This is a genomic window from Aeromonas sp. R4-3 (assembly GCF_040908275.1).
Classification (GTDB): domain Bacteria; phylum Pseudomonadota; class Gammaproteobacteria; order Enterobacterales; family Aeromonadaceae; genus Aeromonas; species Aeromonas rivipollensis.
In genome coordinates this window covers 96,615-119,003 of record NZ_JBFODK010000061.1, presented here as the reverse complement: position 1 = coordinate 119,003, position 22,389 = coordinate 96,615, and the positions used below count along the sequence as shown (strand labels likewise).

Here is a 22,389-nt window from a genome sequence, read left to right as displayed (position 1 = left end):
TTGAGAGAGCCGCCAGCAGGGCGCGGGCCGGGTGCTATTTGCCCCTTTGCCCGGTATAGTAACCGCTGTTCCAGAGGGCCCTTGCGCCCCCGCTGACGAGACTGCCAACCCCATGACCGACGCCATTCTGGTGCTCTGCACCTGCCCTGATGAAGCCAGTGCCGACCACCTCTGCGAGCAACTGCTCAACCAGCGCCTCGCCGCCTGCATCAATCAGTTGCCGGGGCTCACCTCCGTCTATCGCTGGCAGGGGAAGATAGAGCGGGCACGGGAGATCCAGCTCATCATCAAATCCCGCCAGCCGCTCTTTGCCGAGCTAGAGCGGTGCATCCTGGCTCACCACCCCTACCAGGTGCCGGAGATCCTGGCGATCCCCGCCAGCCAGGGTCATCAAGCCTACCTCGACTGGTTGACACAGGAGACCTCATGACTCTGCGATCCCTGCTTTCCCCCCTGTTGCTCCTGCTGAGCCTGCTCGCGGCCCCCGCCCAGGCCAACAGCCAGGATCTGCTGAGCAGCCTCGGCATCGAGGCCAGTGCCCAGCCCAAGTTTCTGAAAGTGGACGAGGCCTTCGTCCTCGAGAGCGAGCAGCAGGGAAACAAGCTGCTGCTGACCCTGCGCCTCGCCGACGGTTACTACCTCTATCGCCACAGCATCAGCGTCAAGGGGGACAACCTCGCCTTCGAGCCCCTCGCGCTGCCTGCGGGCACCGAGCATGAGGATGACTTCTTCGGCAAGACCCGGGTCTTCTATCAGGAGCTGCAGATCCCCGTCACCTTGACCCAGGTGGGGGACTCCGCCAGCCTGCAGATAAGCTATCAGGGGTGCACCGATGGCCTCTGCTATCCCCCCACCGACAAGCGGATCCCGGTGCAGCCCCTCGCGGCCACCGGCGACGCCGGGCAGACAGACCCCGCTGATGCCACAGAGGCGCCGACCGGCAGCCAGCAGGATCGACTGGCGGCCGCCCTCGGCAGCCAGGGCTTCTGGCTCAGCATCGCCGCCTTCTTTGCGCTGGGGCTGGGGCTCGCCTTCACCCCCTGCGTCTTCCCCATGTACCCCATTTTGACCGGCATCATCGCCGGTGCCGGCCAGCACCTCTCCACCCGCCGCGCCTTCCTGCTCTCCTTCGTCTATGTGCAGGGGATGGCGGTCACCTATACCCTGCTCGGGCTGGTGGTCGCCTCGGCGGGCCTGAAGTTCCAGGCGGCGCTGCAGCACCCCTATGTGCTAATCGGCCTCTCGGTGATGTTCGTGCTGCTGGCCCTCTCCATGTTCGGGCTCTATACCCTGCAACTGCCGAGCAGCCTGCAAACCCGGCTGTCAGGCCTCTCCAACCGCCAGCAGGGCGGCTCAGTGGTCGGGGTCACCATCATGGGGATGATCTCCGGCCTGGTCTGCTCCCCCTGCACCACGGCGCCGCTCTCCGGCGCCCTCATCTACGTGGCCCAGAGCGGCGATCTCTGGCTCGGCGGGGCGGCCCTCTATGCCCTGTCGCTGGGCATGGGGCTACCGCTGCTGCTGCTCGGCACCTCGGGGGGCAAGCTGCTGCCCAAGGCGGGCGCCTGGATGGATGTGATCAAGCAACTCTTTGGCTTTGCGCTGCTGGCGGTGCCGATCCTGCTGCTGTCACGGCTCTTGAGCGACCAGGTCGCCACCCTGCTCTGGCTCGGCTGGGCACTGCTGCTGTGTGGCTATCTCTATCATCACAACCAGCATCGCCCCCACTCGGTGGGCAAGAGCCTCGGCGGCTTCGTGCTGCTGCTGGCGATGATGAGCCTGGTGGTGGTGGGCAAGGATCTGCTGCTGCCCGAGCCTGGCGTCAAGGCCAGCACCGGGGCCGAGGCCCCCCGGTTTATCCGCATCAAGACCCTGGATGACCTCAAGACCCGGCTCGAGGCCGCTCGCGGCAAGCCGGTGCTGCTGGATCTCTACGCCGACTGGTGCGTGGCCTGTAAGGAGTTCGAACACAAGACCTTCAGCGATCCCGCCGTGCGGGCGCGCTTTGCTGACATGGTGCTGCTGCAGGCTGACGTCACCGCCAACGACGATGCCGACGTGGATCTGCTCAACGGCCTGAACGTGCTGGGGCTGCCGACCCTGATCTTCTTCGATGCCGCAGGCAACGAGGTGAGCGGGCAGCGGGTGACCGGCTTCATGGGGCCCGCCGAGTTCCTCGGCCAGCTGGACAAGCTGCGCTGAACCATGGCGGCCCGCCTTGCCGCGCGGGCCGTCCTCTCCTCTGCGCGCTGATTTTTCTGGCCATCCCTTGTATATGACAGGCGCCATGGCAGAATTTGCCCTTTCCCGTCTCGCATCGTCCGGAGTTTTGATGAAAAAGTGGTTCATCCCCCTGCTGGCTCTATGGCTGCAACTCAGGTCCAGGTGAAGAGGCGATCCAGAGCCAGGTCACCGCCAGGCTGCAGGCCGACACGGATCCCGCCCTGTTCGAGATCAGCGACTTCGCCATTCTCGGCAAGGAGGAGCGGATGGAGGGGGTCTATCTGGTCAAGGTGAGCTACCGGCTCCACTTCAAGCAGGGGCTGGATCAGTTGCAGGTGCTGCACGACGAGGATCTGGTCTATGACAGGGTCGGCCCCTTCCAGCAGGAGATGGCCCTGATGGAGCTGGAGCGCAAATACGGCGAATTCGAGGCAGGCCAGGCACTGGCGCAGGAGAGCCAGGTCTGGATGATGAAGACAGAGCAGGGCTGGCGCCTGGCAGAGCCGGATCCGGCGCAGCAGGGATGAGCCTTCTCCTCCCTGCCGCCAGCCACCGAAATACCCCTTAGAGCAGATCCTTCATTCTGTGCCACAGCATCCCGAGCGCCAGCAAGGGAGAGCGCAGGGCAGGCCCGCCTGGGAAGGTCATGTGAGGCACGCGACTGAAGAGATCGAAGCCACGGCTCTCCCCCCTGATCGCCTCGGCCACCAGCTTGCCCGCCATATGAGTGGCGTTGAGGCCGTGCCCCGAGTAAGCCTGGGCATAGAACACGTTGGGGTACTCTTTGAGGCGCCCTATCTGCGGCAGCCGGTTGGCGCCTATGCCTATCATGCCCCCCCACTGAAACTCGATGGCAGTACCCGCCAGCTCAGGGAAGACCCGCAGCAGCTTGGGCAGCATAAACGCCTTGATGTCCTTGGGATCGCGCCCCGAGTAGTTGCAGGCCCCGCCAAACAGCAGGCGACCATCGGCCGATAGCCGGTAGTAGTCGAGCGCCACGTTCTGATCGCACACCGCCATGTTTTGCGGCAGCAGCCGCTGGCGCAGCCGTTTCTCCAGCACCTGGGTGGCGAGTATGTAGGAGCCCGCCGGCAGCACCTTGCCCCCGAGTTCGGGATTGAGCTCATTGAGGTAGGCGTTGCAGCCGATCACCAGGTAGCTGGCGCGACAACGGCCGTGGGCCGTGGTCACTTCGACCCGATCGCCATACTCGATGTGAGTCACCCTGGACTGCTCGAACAGGGCGACGCCCAGGCTGGCCGCCGCACGCGCCTCACCCAGGGCCAGGTTGAGGGGATGCAGGTGGCCTGAGCCCATGTCGATCATGCCGCCGATATAGCGATCCGACCCCACCACTGACCTTATCTCCCCCTTGGGGACCAGCTTGAGTTCGTGCCTGTATCCCAGGCTGGCCAAGTGCTCGGCATCCTCCTCAAACCCCTTGAGGTGGCGCGGCTTGGTGGCGAGATCGCAGTAGCCCCAGGTCAGGTCGCAGTCGATGTTGAACCGCGCGACCCGCTCGCGCACCAGCTGCACCGCCTCCAGCCCCATCAGGTCCAGCTCACGTACCCCTTGCTCGCCTATCCAGCGGGCAAACTGGCTGGTGTCGTGACCTATGCCGCGAATGAGCTGGCCGCCGTTGCGGCCAGAGGCGCCCCAGCCGATGCGGTTGGCCTCAAGCAAGACCACCTTGTACCCGGCCTCGGCCAGGTTGATGGCGGTATTGAGGCCGGTGAAGCCGCCGCCTATGATGCAGACGTCGGCATCCAGCTCACCGCTGAGCTCGGGCCACTGCTGATGATCGTTGCGGGTGGCCGCGTAATAGGAGGCCACGTGCTCCTGGTGTCCGTTGTGTCTTCCTGTCTGCATGCTCAGCGTCCTGCCTTGGTTGCACTTGTTTACTAAATTAAACGGAGTGTCATCGATAATACCCAGCCCAGGGTCACCAATCCAGCCTGTCAGGATCACAGAAATGCAAAAGGTGTCCCGAAGGACACCTTTTGAGAGGCCAGCCGAGGCGGCCTCAATGAAAGAGGCGCCCCGCAGGGCGCCTCTTCAGGCAATCAAGATACGGTAACGAATTACAGTACGTTGATGGCGTTCAGGTCGGAGAAGGCTTTCTCCAGACGGGCGATCATGGAAGTCTGACCGGCACGCAGCCATACGCGCGGATCGTAGAACTTCTTGTTCGGCTTGTCGGCGCCTTCCGGGTTGCCCAGCTGGCCTTGCAGGTAGGCTTCGTTGGTCTTGTAGAAGTTCAACAGACCTTCCCAGGTAGCCCACTGGGTGTCGGTGTCGATATTCATCTTCACCACGCCGTAGGAGATGGATTCGCGGATCTCATCCAGGGTGGAACCTGAGCCACCGTGGAACACGAAGTCCAGGGACTTGGCAGGCAGACCGAACTTCTCGGAAACGAACTTCTGGGAAGCATCCAGGATGGACGGGGTCAGCTTGACGTTACCCGGCTTGTATACACCGTGTACGTTGCCGAAGGAGGCAGCGATGGTGAAACGCGGGCTGATCTTGGACAGACGCTCGTAGGCGTAAGCCACGTCTTCCGGCTGGGTGTACAGGGCGGATTGATCCATGTGGCTGTTGTCCACACCGTCTTCTTCGCCACCGGTGCAACCAAGTTCCAGCTCCAGAGTCATGTTCATCTTGGCCATGCGGGTCAGATACTCGCAGCAGATGTCGATGTTCTCTTCCAGAGACTCTTCGGACAGATCCAGCATGTGGGAGGAGAACAGCGGCTTGCCGGTTTCAGCGAAGTGCTTCTCGCCCGCTTCCAGCAGACCGTCGATCCACGGCAGCAGCTTCTTGGCGGCGTGGTCGGTGTGCAGGATCACGGGAACACCGTAAGCTTCGGCAACGGCGTGCACGTGCTTGGCACCGGAGATGGCACCGATGATGGCAGCCTGCTGGCCTTCCAGCTTCAGACCCTTACCGGCGGTGAACACGGCACCACCGTTGGAGAACTGAACGATGACCGGGGCTTTGACCTTGGCGGCAGCTTCCAGCACGGCGTTGACGGAGTCGGTACCCACGCAGTTCACGGCAGGCAGAGCGAAGCCGTTCTCTTTAGCGATGGCGAACACTTTCTGAACGTCATCACCAGTGATCACGCCGGGTTTTACGAAGTCGAAAATTTTCTTAGACATGTTTAATCGTCCTGTTCTCGTATGCCGTTAATAAAAAATGGGGGGTTCATCATGAACCGGCACAACGGCCACATGATAAACGAAACGGGAGGCTTTTGCCCCCCGTCCCGGGTCAATTAGGCTTTGGCGCGTTCTTCAAGAATCGCGACAGCCGGCAGTACCTTGCCTTCTACGAACTCCAGGAAGGCGCCGCCGCCGGTGGAGATGTAGGAGACCTTGTCGGCGATGCCGAACTTGTCGATGGCAGCCAGGGTGTCACCACCGCCAGCGATGGAGAAGGCCGGGGAAGCGGCGATGGCTTCGGCGATCACCTTGGTGCCTTCGGCGAACTGGTCGAACTCGAACACGCCGACCGGGCCGTTCCACAGTATGGTCTTGGCGTTCATGATGATGTCGGCCAGGGCCTTGGCAGAGTCAGGGCCGATGTCGAAGATCATGTCACCGTCGGTCACATCGCTAACGGACTTGATGGTGGCCGGAGTGGACTCGGAGAACTCGGTACCCACGACCACATCAGTGGTCACCGGAATGTTGGTCTCGGCAGCCAGCTTCTTGGCGGTGTCGATCAGGTCGTGCTCGCACAGGGACTTGCCAACGTTGTGACCGGCAGCGGCGATGAAGGTGTTGGCGATGCCACCACCGACCACCAGCTGGTCAGCGATCTTGGAGAGAGATTCCAGCACGGTCAGCTTGGTGGAGACCTTGGAGCCGCCAACGATGGCAACCATGGGGCGCTCGGGCTTCAGCATGGCCTTGCCCAGGGCATCCAGTTCACCGGCCAGCAGGGGGCCTGCACAGGCAACCGGGGCGAACTGGGCCACACCGTAGGTGGAACCTTCGGCGCGGTGAGCAGTACCGAATGCATCCATTACAAAGACGTCACACAGGGCGGCGTATTTTTTGGCCAGCTCTTCGGTGTTCTTCTTCTCGCCTTTGTTGAAACGGCAGTTTTCCAGCACAACCAGCTCACCGGCGGCGACATCTACGCCATCCAGGTAATCCTTGGCCAGGCGCACCGGGCAGGACAGAGCGTCTTTCAGATAGTTGACTACCGGGGCCAGGGAGAATTCTTCGTTGTATTCACCCTCGGTCGGACGACCCAGGTGGGAAGTGATCATCAGCTTGGCGCCCTTTTCCAGAGCCAGCTTGATGGTCGGCAGGGTAGCCACGATACGTGCGTCGGAGGTGACCTTGCCGTCTTTTACCGGCACGTTCAGGTCAGCACGGATCAGAACGCGTTTACCCGCCAGATCCAGGTCGGTCATCTTGATAACAGACATATTCAGTCCTCTATATATTTTCAGGTAATGTTAAAAAAACAGTAACCTTGCGCCCGGTGCAGGCTCTCAGCCTGCGGCCATCATGGCCCGGGTGGTATCCAGCATGCGGTTGGCGAAGCCCCATTCGTTATCACACCACATCAACATCTTGACGAGGTTGGCATCGCTCACCCGGGTCTGGGTACCATCAATGATGCAGGAGTGTGCATCATGATTAAAGTCTACGGAGACCAGCGGCTCTTCCGTGTAGTCCAGGATACCCTGTAATGTACCTCTGGATGCCCGTTGCAGGGCTTGATTTACGTCACTAACTGTCACTTTTTTACGAACAGTAATGCTCAGATCCATGGCGGTGACGTTGATGGTCGGCACCCGCACCGCGATCGCCTCGAACTTGCCGGCGAAGTGGGGGAGGATTCGCTCCAACCCCTTTGCCAGCTTGGTATCCACCGGGATGATGGACTGGCTGGCGGCCCGGGTTCGACGCAAGTCGCTGTGATAGGCATCGATGACTTGCTGATCGTGCATGGCCGAATGAATTGTCGTAATAGTACCACAATTTATCTCGAATTCTCGATGCAATGTTTCGATGACGGGCACCACGCAGTTGGTGGTACAGGAGGCGTTGGAGACGATCCGCTCCCGTCCCGTCAGCACCTGATGGTTCACCCCGTAGACTATGGTCGCATCCACATCCGCATCCGCCGGATGGGAGAAGAGCACCTTGCCCGCCCCCGCCCCAAGATGGAGTTCGGCATCGGCCCGGGAGCCGAATACCCCGGTGCAGTCCAGCACCACATCCACCCCTAGCGCCCGCCAGGGCAAGCGCGACGGATCCCGTTCGGCAAACAGGGAGATGAGATCCTCCCCCACCAGCATGCTGTTGCCCGCGAGCTGCACCGGATAGCCGAAGCGGCCGTGGCTGGTATCGAAGCGGGTGAGGTGCACCATGGCTTCGGGGGCCGCCAGCTCGTTGATGGCGACTATCTTAAGCTGGTTATCGCGGCCGCTCTCGTAGAGGGCCCGCAACACGTTGCGACCGATGCGCCCGTATCCGTTGATGGCAATCTTGATCATGAAAAATCTGTGTCCTTACCTGCGACAAAGTGACGGGCCCCTGACTGCTTCACGACAGCAGGGCCTCCCGGAAGACGCCCCTGGCCAGCAGCGCTGCCCCGAACACACCGGCGCTGTCGCCCAGGGCCGGGGCAATGATGGGGGTGGCGAAGCGGGGATTGAAGAGAAATGGCAGCACTGTCTGCCGACCGACGCTGTAGAGACTCTGCACGTTGCCCACCCCGCCGCCGATGACGATGACGTCCGGATCCAGGATATTGATCACGTTGGCGAGGGCCTGGCCGAACAGCAGGTGCAACCTGTCCATGGTGAGCCTGGCGACATGATCATGGGCACTGGCCGCAGCTATCTGGGCCAGGGACAGATGGCGCCTGGCCTTGGCTTCATACCAGGCCTCCAGAGCCGGGCCGCTGATGAAGGTCTCGACGCAGCCGCGCTTGCCGCAGTAGCACTCGGGACCGTCGGGGGAGAGCACGTTGTGACCCCACTCCCCGGCGATGCCGTGATGGCCGTTGAGGATCTGGCCGTTGATGACGATGCCGGACCCAACCCCTGTGCCCATGATGATGCCGAACACCACTTTCGCATCGGGATGCTGCTGGCGCACCGCACCGAGATGGGTTTCCGCCAGGGCGAAGCAGTTGGCGTCGTTGGCAATGAGCACCGGAACGCCGAGCCTGCGCTCCAGATCTTCCTTGAACGGCTTGCCGTTGAGCTCTGTGGTGTTGCAGTTCTTCATCAGCCCGGTCTGGGGATCCCGCGCCCCGGGCGTGCCCATGCCGAGGATGGCGGGACGCTGGCCGAGCCGCTCGGCGCACTCGTCCACCAGCTTGGCGATCTGGCCTATCATGTGCTCGTAACCGCCACGGCGTTCGGTGGGGATACGATGGCGCAGCAGCACCTCGTCACCCGCCAGCACCACGCACTCGCACTTGGTCCCGCCAAGATCGATACCCCAGTCCCAAGAACCCTTGCTCATCCTGCCTCCTGCCATGTTCAACGACGCCCTCACCCAGTCGTCAGGAGGCGTACTCGCCCATCCTGTCCGCGACTGTGTTCAGTGGTGGTGCAGTGTAACCCGAGCGGTGACCAGGATGCAGCCCCCGCGAGGCCGGGCAGCAAAACGGGGCCCGCAGGCCCCGTTCTTATTATGCAGTCTGCCGCGCTCAGCGGCCGTGGTACTGAGCCGACAGCTCGTGCACCGCGTTGACAAACACCCCGGCGTGCTCCGGGTCCACATCCTGATGGATGCCGTGACCCAGGTTGAAGACGTGGCCGTTGCCGCTGCCAAAGCCCGCCAAGATGGTGGCGACCTCTTCGCGGATGCGCTCAGGGGCGGCGTAGAGCATGGAAGGATCCATGTTGCCCTGCAGCGCCACCTTGTCGCCGACCCGGCGCTTGGCGTCCGCTATGTCTATGGTCCAGTCCAGCCCCAGGGCGTCGCAGCCGGTGGCGGCGATCTGCTCCAGCCACTGGCCGCCGTTCTTGGTGAACAGGGTGACCGGCACGCGGCGGCCCTCATTCTCACGGATCAGGCCATCGACGATCTTGTGCATGTACTGCAGGGAGAAGTCGCGGTAATCCCGCGGGGTCAGCACGCCGCCCCAGGTGTCGAACACCATGACGGACTGGGCACCCGCCTTGATCTGGGCGTTGAGATAGGCAATCACGCTGTCCGCCAGCTTGTCCAGCAGCAGGTGCAGGGTCTGCGGCTCGGCGTACATCATCTGCTTGATCTTGGTGAACGCCTTGGAGCTGCCCCCCTCCACCATGTAGGTGGCCAGGGTCCAGGGGCTGCCGGAGAAACCGATCAGCGGCACCTCGCCCTTAAGTTCGCGGCGTATGGTGCGCACCACGTTCATCACGTAGCCGAGCTCGTCTTCCGGATCCGGGATGGGCAGCGCCTGCACGTCGGCCATGGACTTGATGGGGCGCTCGAAGCGCGGGCCTTCCCCGTGCTCGAAGTAGAGGCCCAGCCCCATGGCGTCGGGCACGGTCAGGATGTCGGAGAAGAGGATGGCGGCATCGAGGGGATAGCGGCGCAGGGGCTGCAGGGTGACTTCACAGGCCAGCTCGGCGTTGCGGCACAGGGACATGAAGTCCCCCGCGACGGCGCGGGTCGCCTTGTATTCCGGCAGGTAGCGGCCAGCCTGACGCATCATCCACACCGGGGTCATGTCCACATCCTGGCGCAGCAGGGCACGCAGGTATCGATCGTTCTTCAGCTCTTTCATCCCAGTTCCTGAGTTCATATCCAGCATAAAATGGCGGATATGATACCACTTTGTGCGAGGCTGAGGGCGGCACAAACGCGCCGCAGGGCCGCCGGAGTGCAAAGATGTGAGGGGGCGCAAACCAGGGCCCCGCTTTTCAGGGCCTCGCCCTCACCACTTCTCTGCGAGGCTCTGCTCGATCAGCCGCCGCGCTATGGTGCCGTGGGGGGGCAGCCGTGGCAGTTGGTCCGCCTCGAAGAAGTCGGCGGCCACCAGCTCGTCGTCCTGCACCTTGATCTCGCCGCTCTGGTAGTCGGCGGTGAAGCCCATCATCAGGCTGTGGGGGAAAGGCCAGGGCTGGCTCGCCACATAGCGCACGTTGCATACCCGGATGCCGCTCTCCTCGAATACCTCCCGCGCCACGCACTGCTCCAGGTTCTCCCCCGCCTCCACGAAGCCCGCCAGCACCGTATACATGGGATCATCGGCCTGATAGTGACGGCGATGGGCCGCCAGCAGGATCGCAGGCCCCTTGCGCACCGCCACTATGATGCAGGGGGAGATGCGCGGGTAGACGACGTGACCATGATGGCACATCTGTGCCCACTCCCCGCTCTTGGGTGCCATGGGCGCGCCACATTCGCCGCAGAAGCGATGGCTGCGGCGGAAGGTGGCCAGCTGCCAGGCGCGTCCGGCGAGGCGAAAACCCTCTTCGTCCCCCGCCACCATCAGCTGGCGCAGCCCCACCAGGGGGCAGCTCCCGGCATCCGGTCCCAGATCCAGCAGTTGGCAGGGCAGTCCGTCCCACTCGTCGAAAGGCTCGAAATGGGCGGAGTGCAGATGGGCGGGCAGGCAGGACTTGGGGCCTTGGGGGATCTGCCCCCGTTCATCCAGCAGGACGAGGTGATCGCCCCCCAGCACGAACCAGCGGGCCTGTTCGGTTGATGACATATGTGAAGGCTCTTGTTGAGAAGGGCGTGCGAGGCACGGACAAGTGGGGTTCATCTTACGATCGGGCAGGCCCGGAGGCGACCCCAAGATGGTCCCATCGACTCTCTTGCCGCCCAAAAGCAGAGGGGCCGCCTTGGCGACCCCTCTCTCGTTCAATCGATCCTTCGATCAATTCATCCAACGCTCGCTGCTCTTGCGACGACGGGGGAGCATGGGGAGCAGAATACCGAGCAGTATGCCACCGAGCACCATGGCACCACCGCGGATGAACCAATCCATCTGCATGTCGTGCTCCTGGTTGTCATAGCTCTGGGTCAGGGCGTCGTTCTGTTCCTTGAGGCTGCTCATCTCTGTGCTCTGGCTGGCGAGCTGGGCCTTCAGGCTGGCGATCTCCTTGCTCTGCTCGGTGATCTGGCCATCCTTCTCGGCGAAGCGTCGCTCGTTGTCGCCATTGAGGTTCAGCAGACGGGCCTTGGCCTCATCCAGCTCTTTCTGAACCTGGGGCAGACGCTCGCGCAGGCTGATCTCCGCCTGCAGTTCGCTGTTCTTGATCCAGCCTTCACGACCACGGCCGTCCACCACCTGGGTGAAACCGGCGTCGTTGTTCACCGCCTTGACCTCCAGCGGTTCACCGGCCTTGACGCTGCCGAGGATCCGGTACTGGGTGCCAGGACCGTTGTGGATATAGGTAAAGATGTTGTCTGAGACATAACGGGTATCGGCCAGTACCTGTTGGGCACACAAGCAGATCAAGATCCCGAGAAGGGCGCGCATGGTCGATCGATTCTCTTCGTTGAATTAGGTTGCAGGCCGAATGTTAAGCCGCCAGCGGGTCAAAGGACAAGCAAAGAAAAACGGCACCCCCCTGACTGAGAGGCGTCTCACGGCTTCTCCGGTTTGTCACGCGACCATTCCAGACGCCGCAGGCTACTTCTGTTGCAATGCCTTCACCTCGGAGCGCAGGGCCTTCAGCTCCTGCAGCAGTTGCGCCTGCTGCTCGCTCTGCTGGTGCCGCCACAGTGTGGTGTCGTCGTTGGTCTTGCCGGGATGGACGAACAGGCTGGCCATGAAACCGCTGAGGGCACCGAACAGACCCACACCAAACAGGATCAGCAGGCTGGCGACGAAGCGCCCCTCCTCCGTCCTGGGCACCAGATCCCCGTAGCCCACGGTCGAGAGCGTCACGAGCGTCCACCAGAAGGCATCGTAGGGCGTCTGGATCAGGCTCCCTGGCTGGCCCGTCTCCAGCCAGTACATGACGCCCGAGCCCACCCCTAGCAGCAGGAAGAAGAGGAAGAGGATGCCGGACAAGGTGGTCTCGTTGCGCTCCCGGCGAAACATGACCAGCAGGTCCGGCCTGTCTCGCAGCAGCTGATAGACCCGCCACAGCTGGATGAGCCGTGCCCAGCGCAGCTGCTCCACCATGGGCAGGCTGCCCGGCAGATAGAACCAGTTGGCCTTGAAGAAGGCCATGCGATCGGGGGCCCTCACCCAGCCGTAGGCGAAGTGGGCGAGGAAGAAATAGCAGATCAGGCTGTCGACGTCATAGAAGAGTTGCAGGGTCTGCGGGCTCCACTCGCGGTGACCCCACCAGCGTGCGCAGACCAGACAAACGGAGATCACCGACAGAAACGCCATCAGCAGATCCATGGATCTCAGGCCAGAAGAGTGATGTCGCATACATTTTCCTACTTTAGGCACAGTGCGAATTAATAAAACGGAAGATAATGCCGATAGTCCTGAGGACAAAGGAAAAATGGCCATTAAGAAGGAGAAAGGTTATGCAGTTAAACTCGCTGGAGAGGCGAATGAGCAACATCCGACTGGTGCCCAAGGTGGTGCTGCTCATGGTGTTCAGCACGCTGCTCTTGCTGGCCAAGCTCTGGTTCGATGCCAGCAACCTGGAAGCCACCCTGCTCGGCGAGGGCATAGACGCCGCCAAGGCCAATGCCATTGCCGATCGCCTGCTCTGGACCGGTCTGATGGAGACGGCGCTGATGGGGGTCGTCTTCGTGGTGCTGCTGCTGACCGGCTCCCGCCTCATGGTCAAGCAGGTGCATTACCTGGTGGGGCTGCTGGAGCGCTTCGCCCGCAAGGATCTCAGCCACAGCGTGCTGCTCAAGTCCCGGGACGAGTTCGGTGACATCGCCAAGGCGGTCGCCCACTCTCAGGAGAACCTCAAGGAGGTGTTCGGCACCCAGCGCGCCGCCTGCAAGGAGCTCAACGACATCGCCTCCCAGGTGACTCTGTGCATGGATGAGGCCAACGAGGCGATCAACGAAGAGTTCACCCAGATAGAACAGCTCGCCAGTGCCATGAGCCAGATGGTGGGCGCCATTCGCGAGGTGGCCAACCATGCGGAGCAAGCCTCCCACGCCACCGCCGACGCCAGCGCCCTGGCCGAGGAAGGCAGCCGCTGCGTGGCCGCCACCGTCAGCACCATAGACACCCTCTCCGGCAACATCCAGCGCTCCTCCGCCGTGGTCAACGAGGTGGAGCACGGGGTCGATCGCATCGGCTCCGTGGTGGACACCATCCGCAGCATCTCGGAGCAGACCAACCTGCTGGCCCTGAACGCCGCCATCGAGGCCGCCCGCGCCGGCGAGGCGGGACGCGGCTTCGCCGTGGTCGCCTCAGAGGTGCGCGAACTCGCGAACCGGGCTCAGGCAGCCACCGTCGAGATCCAGAAGATGATCGAGCTGCTGCAGGGCAATGCCCGCCAGGCCGTCGGCCTGATGGCCGAGAGCGTGCAGCAGGCGGACAAGGGGGTCGAGCAGGTGACCCAGGCAGGCACCCAGCTCGCCACCATAGTGCAGCGGGTGCGCGGGGTGGCCGACATGAACCGCCAGATCGCCGCCGCCTCCGAGCAGCAGAGCTCGGTGGCCGAAGAGATGAACGCCAACCTGGAACAGGTCAAGCAGGTGGTGGAAGGATCCGTGGTGGTGCTGCGGGAGCTGAAAGATGCCTCCGAACTGGTGGAGCACCACAGCCAGACCCTGGATACCCATATCCAGGCCTTCAAGCTGGCCTGATATCATCAACCTGGTACGCACAAGGGCCCCGTCAGGGGCCTTTCTTATTGATATCACAGCAAGGTGTCAGACACAGCTAGACCCTGGACATCCATGCCACCCAGGCCTTCAAGCTGGCCTGATGGCATCAATCTGGCACGTACAAGGGCCCCGTCAGGGGCCTTTGTTATTGATATCACAGCAAGGTGTCAGACACAGCCAGACCCTGGACATCCATGCCACCCAGGCCTTCAAGCTGGCCTGATGGCATCAACCTGGTACGCACAAGGGCCCCGTCAGGGGCCTTTGTTATTGATATCACAGCAAGGTGTCAGACACAGCCAGACCCTGGACATCCATGCCACCCAGGCCTTCAAGCTGGCCTGAAGCCGTGATTTGAGTAAACTGGAAGGCCCCGCGAGGGGCCTTTTCATCTCATGTCACGGCAAGGAGCCAGGATGCAGCACACCCAATCCCCACTGGAGATCAGCGACGACAAGGGACGGCTCAATGTCCCCCTCATTCACCGTTTCCTGTCCGAGGAGGCCTACTGGAGCCTCGGCATTCCCCTCTCCACAGTGCAGCGGGCCATCAATCATTCGCTGTGCTTCGGCGGCTATGTCGACGGCCAGCAGGTGGCCTTCGCCCGGGTCATCACAGACAAAGCCACCTTCGGCTATCTCTCCGATGTGTTCGTGCTGCCCGCCCATCGCGGTCAGGGCCACAGCAAGGCCCTGATGGCCGCCATCCTGGCCCATCCAGCCTTGCAGGGGCTGCGCCGCCTCATGCTGGCTACCTCGGATGCCCAGGGGCTCTATGCCGGTTTTGGCTTCGCGCCGCCCCGCGCCCCTGGCAGCCTGATGGAAAAATACGACCCCGAGATCTATCAGCGCCCCTGAGCCTGCGCCGGCGGCCCATTTTCCCCGCCGGCTCATGCTTCTCTCTCCCGGGCTGTGACGCAGGCGCGGGACAATGCTAGATTGGCTGCCGGTGTTTTCATTCCCTCTGCAGACCCGTTAATCACAAGGACGGCAACCGTGGCCCAGCATTCCTCTTCTCTCCCCCCATCTCCGGCATCCCTCTCTGCTCTGTCACCCCTGCTGCAGGATCAGGCCGGGCGCCAGTGGCAGCGGCTGCTGGCGCTGGCCCCCGACTATGGCGATTTACCCGCGATGGAGCAGCAGACCCTGCTGACCCTGTTTGGCCTCTCGGATTTCGTCGCAGACTCCCTCATCAAACAGCCCGAGCTGCTGGCACAGACCCTGGCCTCCGGGGATCTGGCGCTGTCCGAGCGCTGGCCCGCCTACCAGGGCGATCTGGCTGCGCTACTGGTCGAGGTCAATGACGAGGAGGCGCTCAAGCGGGTGCTGCGCCAGTTCAGACGCAGCCGCATGCTGGTGATCGCCTGGCGCGAGCTGCTGGGTCAGGCCGAGGTGGAAGAGAGTTTCATCCATCTCACCAGGCTCGCGGACGCGCTGATCTGCGGCGCCCGGGACTGGCTCTACGCCAAACAGTGCGCCGAGCTTGGCACCCCCATGGACGGCAACGGCGACCCTCAGCCCCTGCTCATCCTCGGCATGGGCAAGCTGGGTGGCGGCGAGCTGAACTTCTCCTCGGACATCGACCTCATCTTCACCTTTCCCGACAACGGCTACACGGTCGGCGGGCGGCGCGAACTCGCCAACCAGCAGTTCTTCATCAAGCTGGGCCAGCGCCTGATCAACGCCCTGCACCAGCCCACCCAGGATGGTCAGGTGTTCAGAGTCGACATGCGGCTGCGCCCCTTCGGCGAGGCGGGGCCGCTCGCCATCTCCTTTGCCGCCATGGAGGATTACTACCAGCACCATGGCCGCAACTGGGAGCGCTACGCCATGGTCAAGGCCCGGGTGCTGGGGCCCCAGTGCGAACACGCCCAGGCCCTCACCGAACTGCTGCGCCCCTTCGTGTTCCGCCGCTACATCGACTTTGGCGTCATCGACGGCCTGCGCCAGATGAAGGCGATGATCGCCGCCGAGGTACGCCGCAAGGGGCTGGAGGGCAACATCAAGCTGGGGGCCGGCGGCATCCGCGAGGTGGAGTTCATCGCCCAGGCGCTGCAGCTCATCCGTGGCGGTCGCGAGCCCGCCCTGCGGGTACGCCACCTGCCCGAGGCCCTGGCGGCCATAGCCCAAAGCGGCGCCCTCGATGAAGAGCGCTGCGCGCGCTTGCTCCAGGCTTATCGCTTCCTGCGCCGGGTCGAGAACATATTGCAGGAGATAGGGGATCAGCAGACCCAGACCCTGCCCACCGAGGAGCGGGATCGCCAGCGACTGATCGCCGCCACCGGCTTCGCCGACTGGGACGCCTTCATGACGCACCTCGACGAGGAGATGGCCATAGTCCATCAGGAGTTCGTCGCCGTGGTGGGGGAAGAGAAAGAGGCCCCCGCTCACCTGGAGCAGCTCTGGCTCGATCTCTGGCGCACCGAGCTCGATGCCGCCGAGCTGGAGAAACTGCTCACGACACAGGGAGTTAGCGATCCGGCTCCCCTCTGCGCCGCCCTGCTGCGCTTCAAGGAGGAGTACAAACGTCGCCAGGTCGGCCCCCAGGGGCGCATCGCCCTGGACTGGCTGATGCCTGAGCTGCTGCGACTGGTGGTGGCGAGCCGTGAGCCCGCCCGCCTGTTCGAGCGGGTCTGCACCCTGCTGACCCGCATCTTCACCCGCAGCGCCTACCTGCAGCTGCTGGCGGAGAACCCCGCCGCCCTGCGCCAGCTGGTGCGCCTTTGCGACGAGAGCAACCTGGTGAGCGAGCAGCTCGCCCGCTACCCCATACTGCTGGACGAGCTGCTGGATCCCCAGCACCTCTACCACCCCACCCCGCTGGATCAGTACAAGCCCCAGTTGCGCCAGTTCCTGCTGCGCATCCCCGAAGAGGACGTGGAGCAGCAAATGGAGGCGCTGCGCCAGTTCAAGCAGGTACAGCTGCTGCGCATCGTCGCCGCCGACATCGCCGGCGCCCTGCCGCTGATGAAGGTGAGCGACCACCTCACCTGGCTGGCGGAGGCCATCACCGAAGAGGTGGTCAATCAGGCCTGGGCCCAGATGAGCGAGCGCTACGGGGTGCCCCCCGAGGTGGCACTGAGCGGCCAGCGCGGCTTTGCCGTGGTGGCCTACGGCAAGCTGGGCGGCATAGAGCTGGGTTACGGCTCGGATCTCGATCTGGTGTTCCTGCACGGCGGTGACCCCAACGGCTACACCGACGGGCGCAAGCCCATCGACAGCCGCCAGTTCTACCTGCGCCTGGCCCAGCGGATCCTGCACCTGTTCAGCACCCGCACCCCGTCCGGGATCCTCTACGAGATCGACATGCGGCTGCGCCCCTCCGGCGATGCCGGCCTGCTGGTCTCCTCTCTCGCCGCCTATGAGCAGTACCAGCAGCACGAGGCCTGGACCTGGGAGCATCAGGCCCTGGTGCGGGCCCGCCCCATCTATGGGGACGAGGGGGTCATCGCCGACTTTGCCCGTATCCGCCGCGCCGTGCTGGCCAAGGAGCGCGACCTTCCGACCCTGGCCCGCGAGGTGCGCGAGATGCGCCACAAGATGCGGGATCACCTGCTCAAAGCGGGCGAGGGGGAGTTCGATCTCAAGCAGTCCCCGGGCGGCATGGTGGACATAGAGTTCATCGCCCAGTACCTGGTGCTGGCCCACGCCTGTGGCGAGCCTGAGGCCCTGACCCGCTGGTCGGACAACGTGCGCATCTTCGACGAGTGCGTGATGGCGGGGGTATTGACCCTGGAGCAGGCGGAGGGGCTGAAACACGCCTATCTGGAGATCCGCAACCAGGGCCATCGTCTCAACCTCTCGGAGATCTCCCGCAAGGTGGGGGACGATCAGCTGCTGACCGAGCGGGGCCATGTGCTGGCGGTCTGGCAACAACTGCTGGGGGAGTAAGACTCTCGCCGCATCAGCAACAAGGGGCGCCACGGCGCCCCTTGTTGTATTAATGCCCGCTCGAACAGAACCCCTCGATTTATTTCATATACAGCTCAATAGCGGTGAGCTGGATCCTGTTTCAGGCATTCACATCTTGGCATCGTATGGCGCTTTGCTGAATATGGTCAGAGATATGGGTATCTGGGTCACAGGCATACCGTTAATCCAGAGAGAAGCATCCAACCCCTACTGAACAGTACCAACACAATGCGTCGATGCAGAGAGGAAATAATGGATTTTTCAGAACAGCTACAGAGCCTAGCCAAAAAGATCACTCAGCAGTCATCCATGATCGCAACCGAAGAGGCAACAAAGAACGCCTTTGTCATGCCATTTCTCAACCGCGTACTCGGTTATGATGTGTTCGACCCCACTGAAGTCATCCCCGAGTTCACCGCAGACACGGGCATCAAGAAAGGCGAAAAGGTTGACTACGCCATTCTCAAGGATGGTCAGGTGCAAATATTGGTGGAGTGTAAGAAATACAGTGAGAAACTCTCTGCCAAACATTCAGGACAACTGTTCAGGTATTTTTCCGTCACCAATGCCCGTATCGGCATACTGACCAATGGTGCTCAATACGAGTTCTATACCGACCTTGATGCCCCGAACAAGATGGATGAAAAGCCATTTCTGACGCTGGATCTGGAGGATATCGATGAGCATGTAGTACCCGAGGTACTGAAGCTGACCAAGACTGCCTTTGATGTAGAATCCGTGGTCGACGCGGCGGGAGAACTGAAATATCTCAGTCAGATCAAGAAATTGCTTGCCGAGCAATTTGGCTCGCCAGAAGAAGACTTTGTGAAATTCTTTGCATCCCGTATTTATGACGGCGTCCTTACTGCACGAGTGAAACAGTCTTTTACCGACATAACCAAGAAAGCCCTCAGCCAGTTCCTCAATGACAGCATCAATGCCAGATTGAAATCGGCGATAGGTAGCACTGTCAATGCCTCAACAATTCAGCCCGCCTTTGACAGTAGTGGCTCAAACGATAGCAATGAGGTTGAGAGTAATAATGAAGAAAAATCGAAGATAGACACCAGCATTGAAGAGGTTGAAGGCTTCAACGTCGTCAAAGCCATCCTGAGGCAGCGGTTTGATGTAACCAGGATAGCGGCAAGGGATACCCAGAGTTATTTTGGTATCTTGCTCGACGACAATAACCGCAAGCCTCTGTGCCGATTACATTTCAATTCGAAGCAGAAATATCTTGGTTTATTTGATGCCGACAAGAAAGAAACCCGACATCCTATTGGCTCCGTTGATGAGATATTTACCTTTGCCGATCAGTTGCTGACTGCAACAGCTGTCTACGAATAACCCTGATCCAGGGGGAGCGACGCCTCCCCCTTTTCCCTCCAGAAAAACCCCTAGCGTCCCCCGGCCAGATCGATAAAGGTGCCTGTGGCATAGGAGGCTTGGTCCGACAGCAGCCAGGCGATGGCGGCGGCCACCTCCACCGGCTGGCCGCCCCGTTGCAGCGGAATATTGCCCTTGATCCTGTCCACCCGACCGGGCTCGCCGCCATCGGCGTGCATCTCGGTATAGATAAAGCCCGGGCGCACCCCGTTGACCCGGATCCCCTGGGCCGCCACCTCCAGGGACAGCCCCCTGGTCAGTACGTCTATGGCCCCCTTGGAGGCGGCGTAATCCACATACTCCCCCGCCGAGCCGAGGCGGGCGGCGGCCGAGGAGACGTTGACGATGGCGCCCCCGCTCGTCATGCGGCGCACCGCCTCCCGACAGCAGAGGAAGTAGCCGGTCACATTGGTGGTCAGGGTCTTGTTGATGCGCTCGGCGCTCATCTCCAGCACCTTCATCTGGGGCTGCAAGATGCCTGCGTTGTTCACCAGATGGGTGATCACCCCGAGCCGCGCATCCATCTCCTCGAACAGGCGCACCACCTCGGTCTCCACGCTGACATCCGCCTGCACCGCTATGCAGGAGACCGGATGGCGGGCCCGGATCTCGGCCACCAGCGCCTCGGCGGACGCCCTGTCATGGCGATAGTTGAGGCAGAGGTGATACCCCTGCCCCGCCAGATAGCGGGCCGTCGCCGCCCCTATCCCCCTGCTGCCACCTGTGATCAGCACCTGCTTGTTCATGGACGCTCCCTGTTCCTTGTCTCTCGTCTCGACCCGGATATTACCCCATCCTCGGGGCCAACGCCTGGCCCCATGGCGCTATGTTCGGCAACAAAGAGCCCGCACTGGGCGGGCTCTTTATGGTGATAAGACGCGGGGCCAGTGTTATTTGAACAACCCCTTGAGCAGCTGATCCGCCACCCCCTTGATCTGCTCGTCGTCGGCCTTGTCTCCCAGCAATTTCTTGAGACCGCGCTCGGCCTCCTTGCGGGCCTTCTCCTCCAGCACCTTGTTGTTGCTAAGCAGCTCCTTCACGTCGAGCCGGTAGCTCGGGGCCTGCCAGTGGCCGCCGATGCGCACCGGTATGGTGACGTCCTTGAGCTCGTCCACGCTCTTGCCCCCCTGGCCCTTGCTGCTCTCCACCACAGAGGTGAGGAACAGGAAGTCGAGGGTCTCGGGTACCAGGGCGGTCTGGCCCTGGCCCTTCACCCGCAGGGCGGGCGCGAGCAGCTGGATGTCGTCGCTGCGAGCCACGCCATTGGCGATCTGGAAGTTGGCGGTCAGGGCGCTGAAGTCGGTCTTGCGCGCCTCCTTGACCTGATCCGCCCCCTTGCCGGTCAGGGCGGCCCGCGCCTCGCGGATCATCTCCGCCAGGTTGATGCCGTGCAGGGCACCGTCGCTCAGCCTGAGGCTCAGCTTGCCCTGCATCTGGCTGCGCAGGGCCTGCTCGGAGAGGCCAGTGCCCTGTACCTGCACCTCGAGATCCCCCTTGCCTTCCAGTCGATCGTTCTGGGCCAGGGTCTGCAACAGGGGCCGTACATCCACCCCTTGTATCCGCTTATGAACCTGATAGCGGGCGGGTTGCTGGCGGGCATCGAGCACGCCGCTCGCCGTCACCTGACCGCCGGCCACGCCGGCGCTGAACTGCTTGAGGCTGAGCTGGCCACCGGCCAGGGCGAGCTGCAGATCCACTGTGCCGAGATCCAGCCCCTTCAGCCGCAGGCTGCCCAGTTGCAGCCGGCCAGCCAGGTCCACCGACTTGAGGACGGCCAGGTCAGGCTCTTGCGTTGAGAGCGCCTTGGCGGCGGGGGCGGCCCCCTTGTCTCCCCCTTTCGCAGAGGCGACGGGCGCGGCCGCCACCTTGGCCGGGGCAGCTTGACCGAGCCAGGCGTCGAGATCGAGTTTCTCCCCCTTGAGGTCGAACTCCACTTTGGGGACGGCCCCCAGGTGGACGGCACCGCTGCCGCTCAGCAGGGCGTCATCGGCACCCATCACCAGGTTGCTGAGGGTGACGGTCTGCTTGTCCAGCTCGGCACGGGCAAAGCCCGCGAGCTTGAGGTTCATCTGCGGACGCGGCAGGCTGTCGCCGCTCAGCCTGGCGGCCAGCACGGCGTCCGATACCTCCACCAGTTGCAGCCCCTGATCGAGCCGCGCCTTGAGGGTCCCCTCCAGGGTGCCCGCCAGGGTCGGCTGGTCCGCCGCCCCCTGTGCGCCGCTCAGGCTCAGTGCAAGGCTGCTCCACTGCCCCAGCGCCAGCCGGTCAGCCTTGAGGGAGAAGGCATCGAGCCGCTGTGTCGGCTCGCTCAGGCTGCCGCCCAGGGTCAGATCCTTGAGCTCGCTGGCCTTGACCTCCCGGGCCAGCTTGAGCTGCGCCTGTCCCTTGAGATCGAAGGCCCTATCCCCCTGCGCCCCCTTGGCGGCCAGGGTCACCGGCACCCACTCACCCGGGATCAGCTGACCCAGATCCAGATCCAGCCTGTCGAGACGGGAGACGGCGCCGCTGCGATCGTCCCGCACCAGGGCGCTGGCCTCGACAAGTGCCACCCCTTGCAGGCTGATCTGCCAGGGTTTTTCTTCACTGGCGGCAGGGGCGGCAGGCTGGCTCTCGCCAGCAGGGGATTGAGTGCCATCGCCCTTGTCGGCAGCAGAGGTCTTGACCAGACCGCTCAGGTTGGAGCTGCCATCGGCCCTGGTCTGGATGAAGAGATGGGCGCCACTGAGCGTCACCTTGCCAATCTCCAGCCGGTGGGAGAGCAGCGGCAGCAGGGCGACAGAGGCGTCACCCTGCGTGAAGCGGAGCAGGTCCGGCTCGGCAAAGCCGGCGGGGTTGCGAAGTTGCACCTTCTCGAGAGAGAGACCGAGGCTCGGCCAGAAGCGCCAGCCGATATCCCCTTCCATCACCAGATCGCGGCCCGTGCTCTTGCGCACCTGCTCCGCCAGCTGGGGCTTGAATTGATTGGGGTCAATCAGCGACACCAGGGTGGCGATGGCCACCACGGCCGCCAGCGCCAACCCCAGCAGTATGTAGATGATCTTCTTCACGACGAACTCCTCAATGCAGATCCTGTGGCTGACTATACCACCGGGGGCGCGGCGCAGGCTGTACAGGCCCCAAAACGGGCAAATGGC

The 22,389-nt window shown here is 62.7% G+C and carries 17 protein-coding genes and 1 pseudogene; 7 read left to right on the top strand and 11 right to left on the bottom strand.

Features of this window, described 5'->3' with window-relative positions; all coding sequences use genetic code 11:
- Positions 1 to 112: 112 nt before the first annotated feature.
- The 3 genes and pseudogenes from cutA to AB5Y91_RS19290 all read left to right on the top strand — a co-directional run bounded on the left by cutA (position 113) and on the right by AB5Y91_RS19290 (position 2,750).
- Positions 113 to 430 carry a divalent-cation tolerance protein CutA gene (gene cutA / locus AB5Y91_RS19300; protein ID WP_111910485.1) on the top strand — a complete coding sequence of 106 codons (318 nt, stop codon included), beginning with the start codon at positions 113 to 115 and terminating at the stop codon, positions 428 to 430.
- Positions 427 to 2,202 carry a protein-disulfide reductase DsbD gene (locus AB5Y91_RS19295; protein WP_368170563.1) on the top strand — a complete coding sequence of 592 codons (1,776 nt, stop codon included), beginning with the start codon at positions 427 to 429 and terminating at the stop codon, positions 2,200 to 2,202. Before cutA ends, AB5Y91_RS19295 begins: the two co-directional genes overlap by 4 nt.
- 130 nt (positions 2,203 to 2,332) lie before the next feature.
- Positions 2,333 to 2,750: pseudogene (locus AB5Y91_RS19290) on the top strand (hypothetical protein).
- A gap of 37 nt (positions 2,751 to 2,787) precedes the next feature.
- Here the strand turns inward: AB5Y91_RS19290 and AB5Y91_RS19285 are convergent.
- From AB5Y91_RS19285 to AB5Y91_RS19245, 9 genes are all read right to left on the bottom strand, one after another.
- Positions 2,788 to 4,092, bottom strand: coding sequence for an FAD-binding oxidoreductase (locus tag AB5Y91_RS19285; protein ID WP_262111840.1), 1,305 nt, complete (start codon positions 4,090 to 4,092; stop codon positions 2,788 to 2,790).
- Between the two features lie 212 nt (positions 4,093 to 4,304).
- Positions 4,305 to 5,384, bottom strand: a complete 1,080-nt coding sequence (gene fbaA, locus AB5Y91_RS19280; protein WP_368170562.1) for a class II fructose-bisphosphate aldolase — start codon at positions 5,382 to 5,384, stop codon at positions 4,305 to 4,307.
- Between the two features lie 116 nt (positions 5,385 to 5,500).
- Entirely contained in the window at positions 5,501 to 6,664 is a 1,164-nt protein-coding gene (locus AB5Y91_RS19275; RefSeq protein ID WP_005332815.1) for a phosphoglycerate kinase, read from the bottom strand.
- Between the two features lie 66 nt (positions 6,665 to 6,730).
- Positions 6,731 to 7,741: an erythrose-4-phosphate dehydrogenase gene (epd, locus tag AB5Y91_RS19270; protein WP_111910490.1), complete on the bottom strand. Its 1,011-nt coding sequence runs from the start codon at positions 7,739 to 7,741 to the stop codon at positions 6,731 to 6,733.
- Between the two features lie 49 nt (positions 7,742 to 7,790).
- On the bottom strand, positions 7,791 to 8,720 hold the full coding sequence (locus AB5Y91_RS19265; RefSeq protein WP_368170561.1) for an ROK family protein: 930 nt from the start codon (positions 8,718 to 8,720) through the stop codon (positions 7,791 to 7,793).
- A gap of 187 nt (positions 8,721 to 8,907) precedes the next feature.
- A complete protein-coding gene (gene hemE, locus AB5Y91_RS19260) occupies positions 8,908 to 9,975 on the bottom strand; it encodes a uroporphyrinogen decarboxylase (RefSeq protein WP_368170560.1) in 1,068 nt (355 codons plus the stop codon).
- 150 nt (positions 9,976 to 10,125) lie between these two features.
- Positions 10,126 to 10,905 (bottom strand): NAD(+) diphosphatase, encoded by a 780-nt coding sequence (gene nudC / locus AB5Y91_RS19255; RefSeq protein WP_368170559.1) that lies wholly within the window; start codon positions 10,903 to 10,905, stop codon positions 10,126 to 10,128.
- 168 nt (positions 10,906 to 11,073) lie between these two features.
- Positions 11,074 to 11,679, bottom strand: a complete 606-nt coding sequence (locus AB5Y91_RS19250; RefSeq protein ID WP_025328281.1) for a TIGR04211 family SH3 domain-containing protein — start codon at positions 11,677 to 11,679, stop codon at positions 11,074 to 11,076.
- A gap of 153 nt (positions 11,680 to 11,832) precedes the next feature.
- Positions 11,833 to 12,654, bottom strand: a complete 822-nt coding sequence (locus AB5Y91_RS19245) for a potassium channel family protein (protein WP_368170558.1) — start codon at positions 12,652 to 12,654, stop codon at positions 11,833 to 11,835.
- Positions 12,655 to 12,686: 32 nt separating this feature from the next.
- Between AB5Y91_RS19245 and AB5Y91_RS19240 the strand changes: the two genes are divergently transcribed.
- From AB5Y91_RS19240 to AB5Y91_RS19225, 4 genes are all read left to right on the top strand, one after another.
- Positions 12,687 to 13,937 (top strand): methyl-accepting chemotaxis protein, encoded by a 1,251-nt coding sequence (locus AB5Y91_RS19240; RefSeq protein ID WP_234690845.1) that lies wholly within the window; start codon positions 12,687 to 12,689, stop codon positions 13,935 to 13,937.
- Between the two features lie 437 nt (positions 13,938 to 14,374).
- Positions 14,375 to 14,815 (top strand): GNAT family N-acetyltransferase, encoded by a 441-nt coding sequence (locus AB5Y91_RS19235; RefSeq protein WP_368170557.1) that lies wholly within the window; start codon positions 14,375 to 14,377, stop codon positions 14,813 to 14,815.
- A 138-nt stretch (positions 14,816 to 14,953) separates the two neighbouring features.
- Entirely contained in the window at positions 14,954 to 17,848 is a 2,895-nt protein-coding gene (gene glnE / locus AB5Y91_RS19230) for a bifunctional [glutamate--ammonia ligase]-adenylyl-L-tyrosine phosphorylase/[glutamate--ammonia-ligase] adenylyltransferase (RefSeq protein WP_368170556.1), read from the top strand.
- A 330-nt stretch (positions 17,849 to 18,178) separates the two neighbouring features.
- Positions 18,179 to 19,216 carry a type I restriction endonuclease gene (locus AB5Y91_RS19225; RefSeq protein WP_246866488.1) on the top strand — a complete coding sequence of 346 codons (1,038 nt, stop codon included), beginning with the start codon at positions 18,179 to 18,181 and terminating at the stop codon, positions 19,214 to 19,216.
- Positions 19,217 to 19,266: 50 nt separating this feature from the next.
- Here the strand turns inward: AB5Y91_RS19225 and AB5Y91_RS19220 are convergent, their stop codons facing one another.
- Both AB5Y91_RS19220 and AB5Y91_RS19215 read right to left on the bottom strand, forming a co-directional pair.
- Positions 19,267 to 20,001 (bottom strand): SDR family oxidoreductase, encoded by a 735-nt coding sequence (locus AB5Y91_RS19220; protein WP_163137640.1) that lies wholly within the window; start codon positions 19,999 to 20,001, stop codon positions 19,267 to 19,269.
- Positions 20,002 to 20,145: 144 nt separating this feature from the next.
- The gene (locus AB5Y91_RS19215; protein ID WP_368170555.1) at positions 20,146 to 22,302 is read right to left on the bottom strand and encodes an AsmA family protein; all 2,157 of its coding nucleotides are present in this window, start codon (positions 22,300 to 22,302) and stop codon (positions 20,146 to 20,148) included.
- Between the last annotated feature and the right edge of the window lie 87 nt (positions 22,303 to 22,389).

Excerpts from the sequence above, each read along its gene's own strand:
- cutA (WP_111910485.1), top strand. The coding sequence starts at position 113 with ATGACCGACGCCATTCTGGTGCTCTGCACCTGCCCTGATGAAGCCAGT.
- AB5Y91_RS19295 (WP_368170563.1), top strand. The coding sequence starts at position 427 with ATGACTCTGCGATCCCTGCTTTCCCCCCTGTTGCTCCTGCTGAGCCTG.
- AB5Y91_RS19285 (WP_262111840.1), bottom strand. The coding sequence starts at position 4,092 with ATGCAGACAGGAAGACACAACGGACACCAGGAGCACGTGGCCTCCTAT.
- fbaA (WP_368170562.1), bottom strand. The coding sequence starts at position 5,384 with ATGTCTAAGAAAATTTTCGACTTCGTAAAACCCGGCGTGATCACTGGT.
- AB5Y91_RS19275 (WP_005332815.1), bottom strand. The coding sequence starts at position 6,664 with ATGTCTGTTATCAAGATGACCGACCTGGATCTGGCGGGTAAACGCGTT.
- epd (WP_111910490.1), bottom strand. The coding sequence starts at position 7,741 with ATGATCAAGATTGCCATCAACGGATACGGGCGCATCGGTCGCAACGTG.
- AB5Y91_RS19265 (WP_368170561.1), bottom strand. The coding sequence starts at position 8,720 with ATGAGCAAGGGTTCTTGGGACTGGGGTATCGATCTTGGCGGGACCAAG.
- hemE (WP_368170560.1), bottom strand. The coding sequence starts at position 9,975 with ATGAAAGAGCTGAAGAACGATCGATACCTGCGTGCCCTGCTGCGCCAG.
- nudC (WP_368170559.1), bottom strand. The coding sequence starts at position 10,905 with ATGTCATCAACCGAACAGGCCCGCTGGTTCGTGCTGGGGGGCGATCAC.
- AB5Y91_RS19250 (WP_025328281.1), bottom strand. The coding sequence starts at position 11,679 with ATGCGCGCCCTTCTCGGGATCTTGATCTGCTTGTGTGCCCAACAGGTA.
- AB5Y91_RS19240 (WP_234690845.1), top strand. The coding sequence starts at position 12,687 with ATGCAGTTAAACTCGCTGGAGAGGCGAATGAGCAACATCCGACTGGTG.
- AB5Y91_RS19235 (WP_368170557.1), top strand. The coding sequence starts at position 14,375 with ATGCAGCACACCCAATCCCCACTGGAGATCAGCGACGACAAGGGACGG.
- AB5Y91_RS19225 (WP_246866488.1), top strand. The coding sequence starts at position 18,179 with ATGATCGCAACCGAAGAGGCAACAAAGAACGCCTTTGTCATGCCATTT.
- AB5Y91_RS19220 (WP_163137640.1), bottom strand. The coding sequence starts at position 20,001 with ATGAACAAGCAGGTGCTGATCACAGGTGGCAGCAGGGGGATAGGGGCG.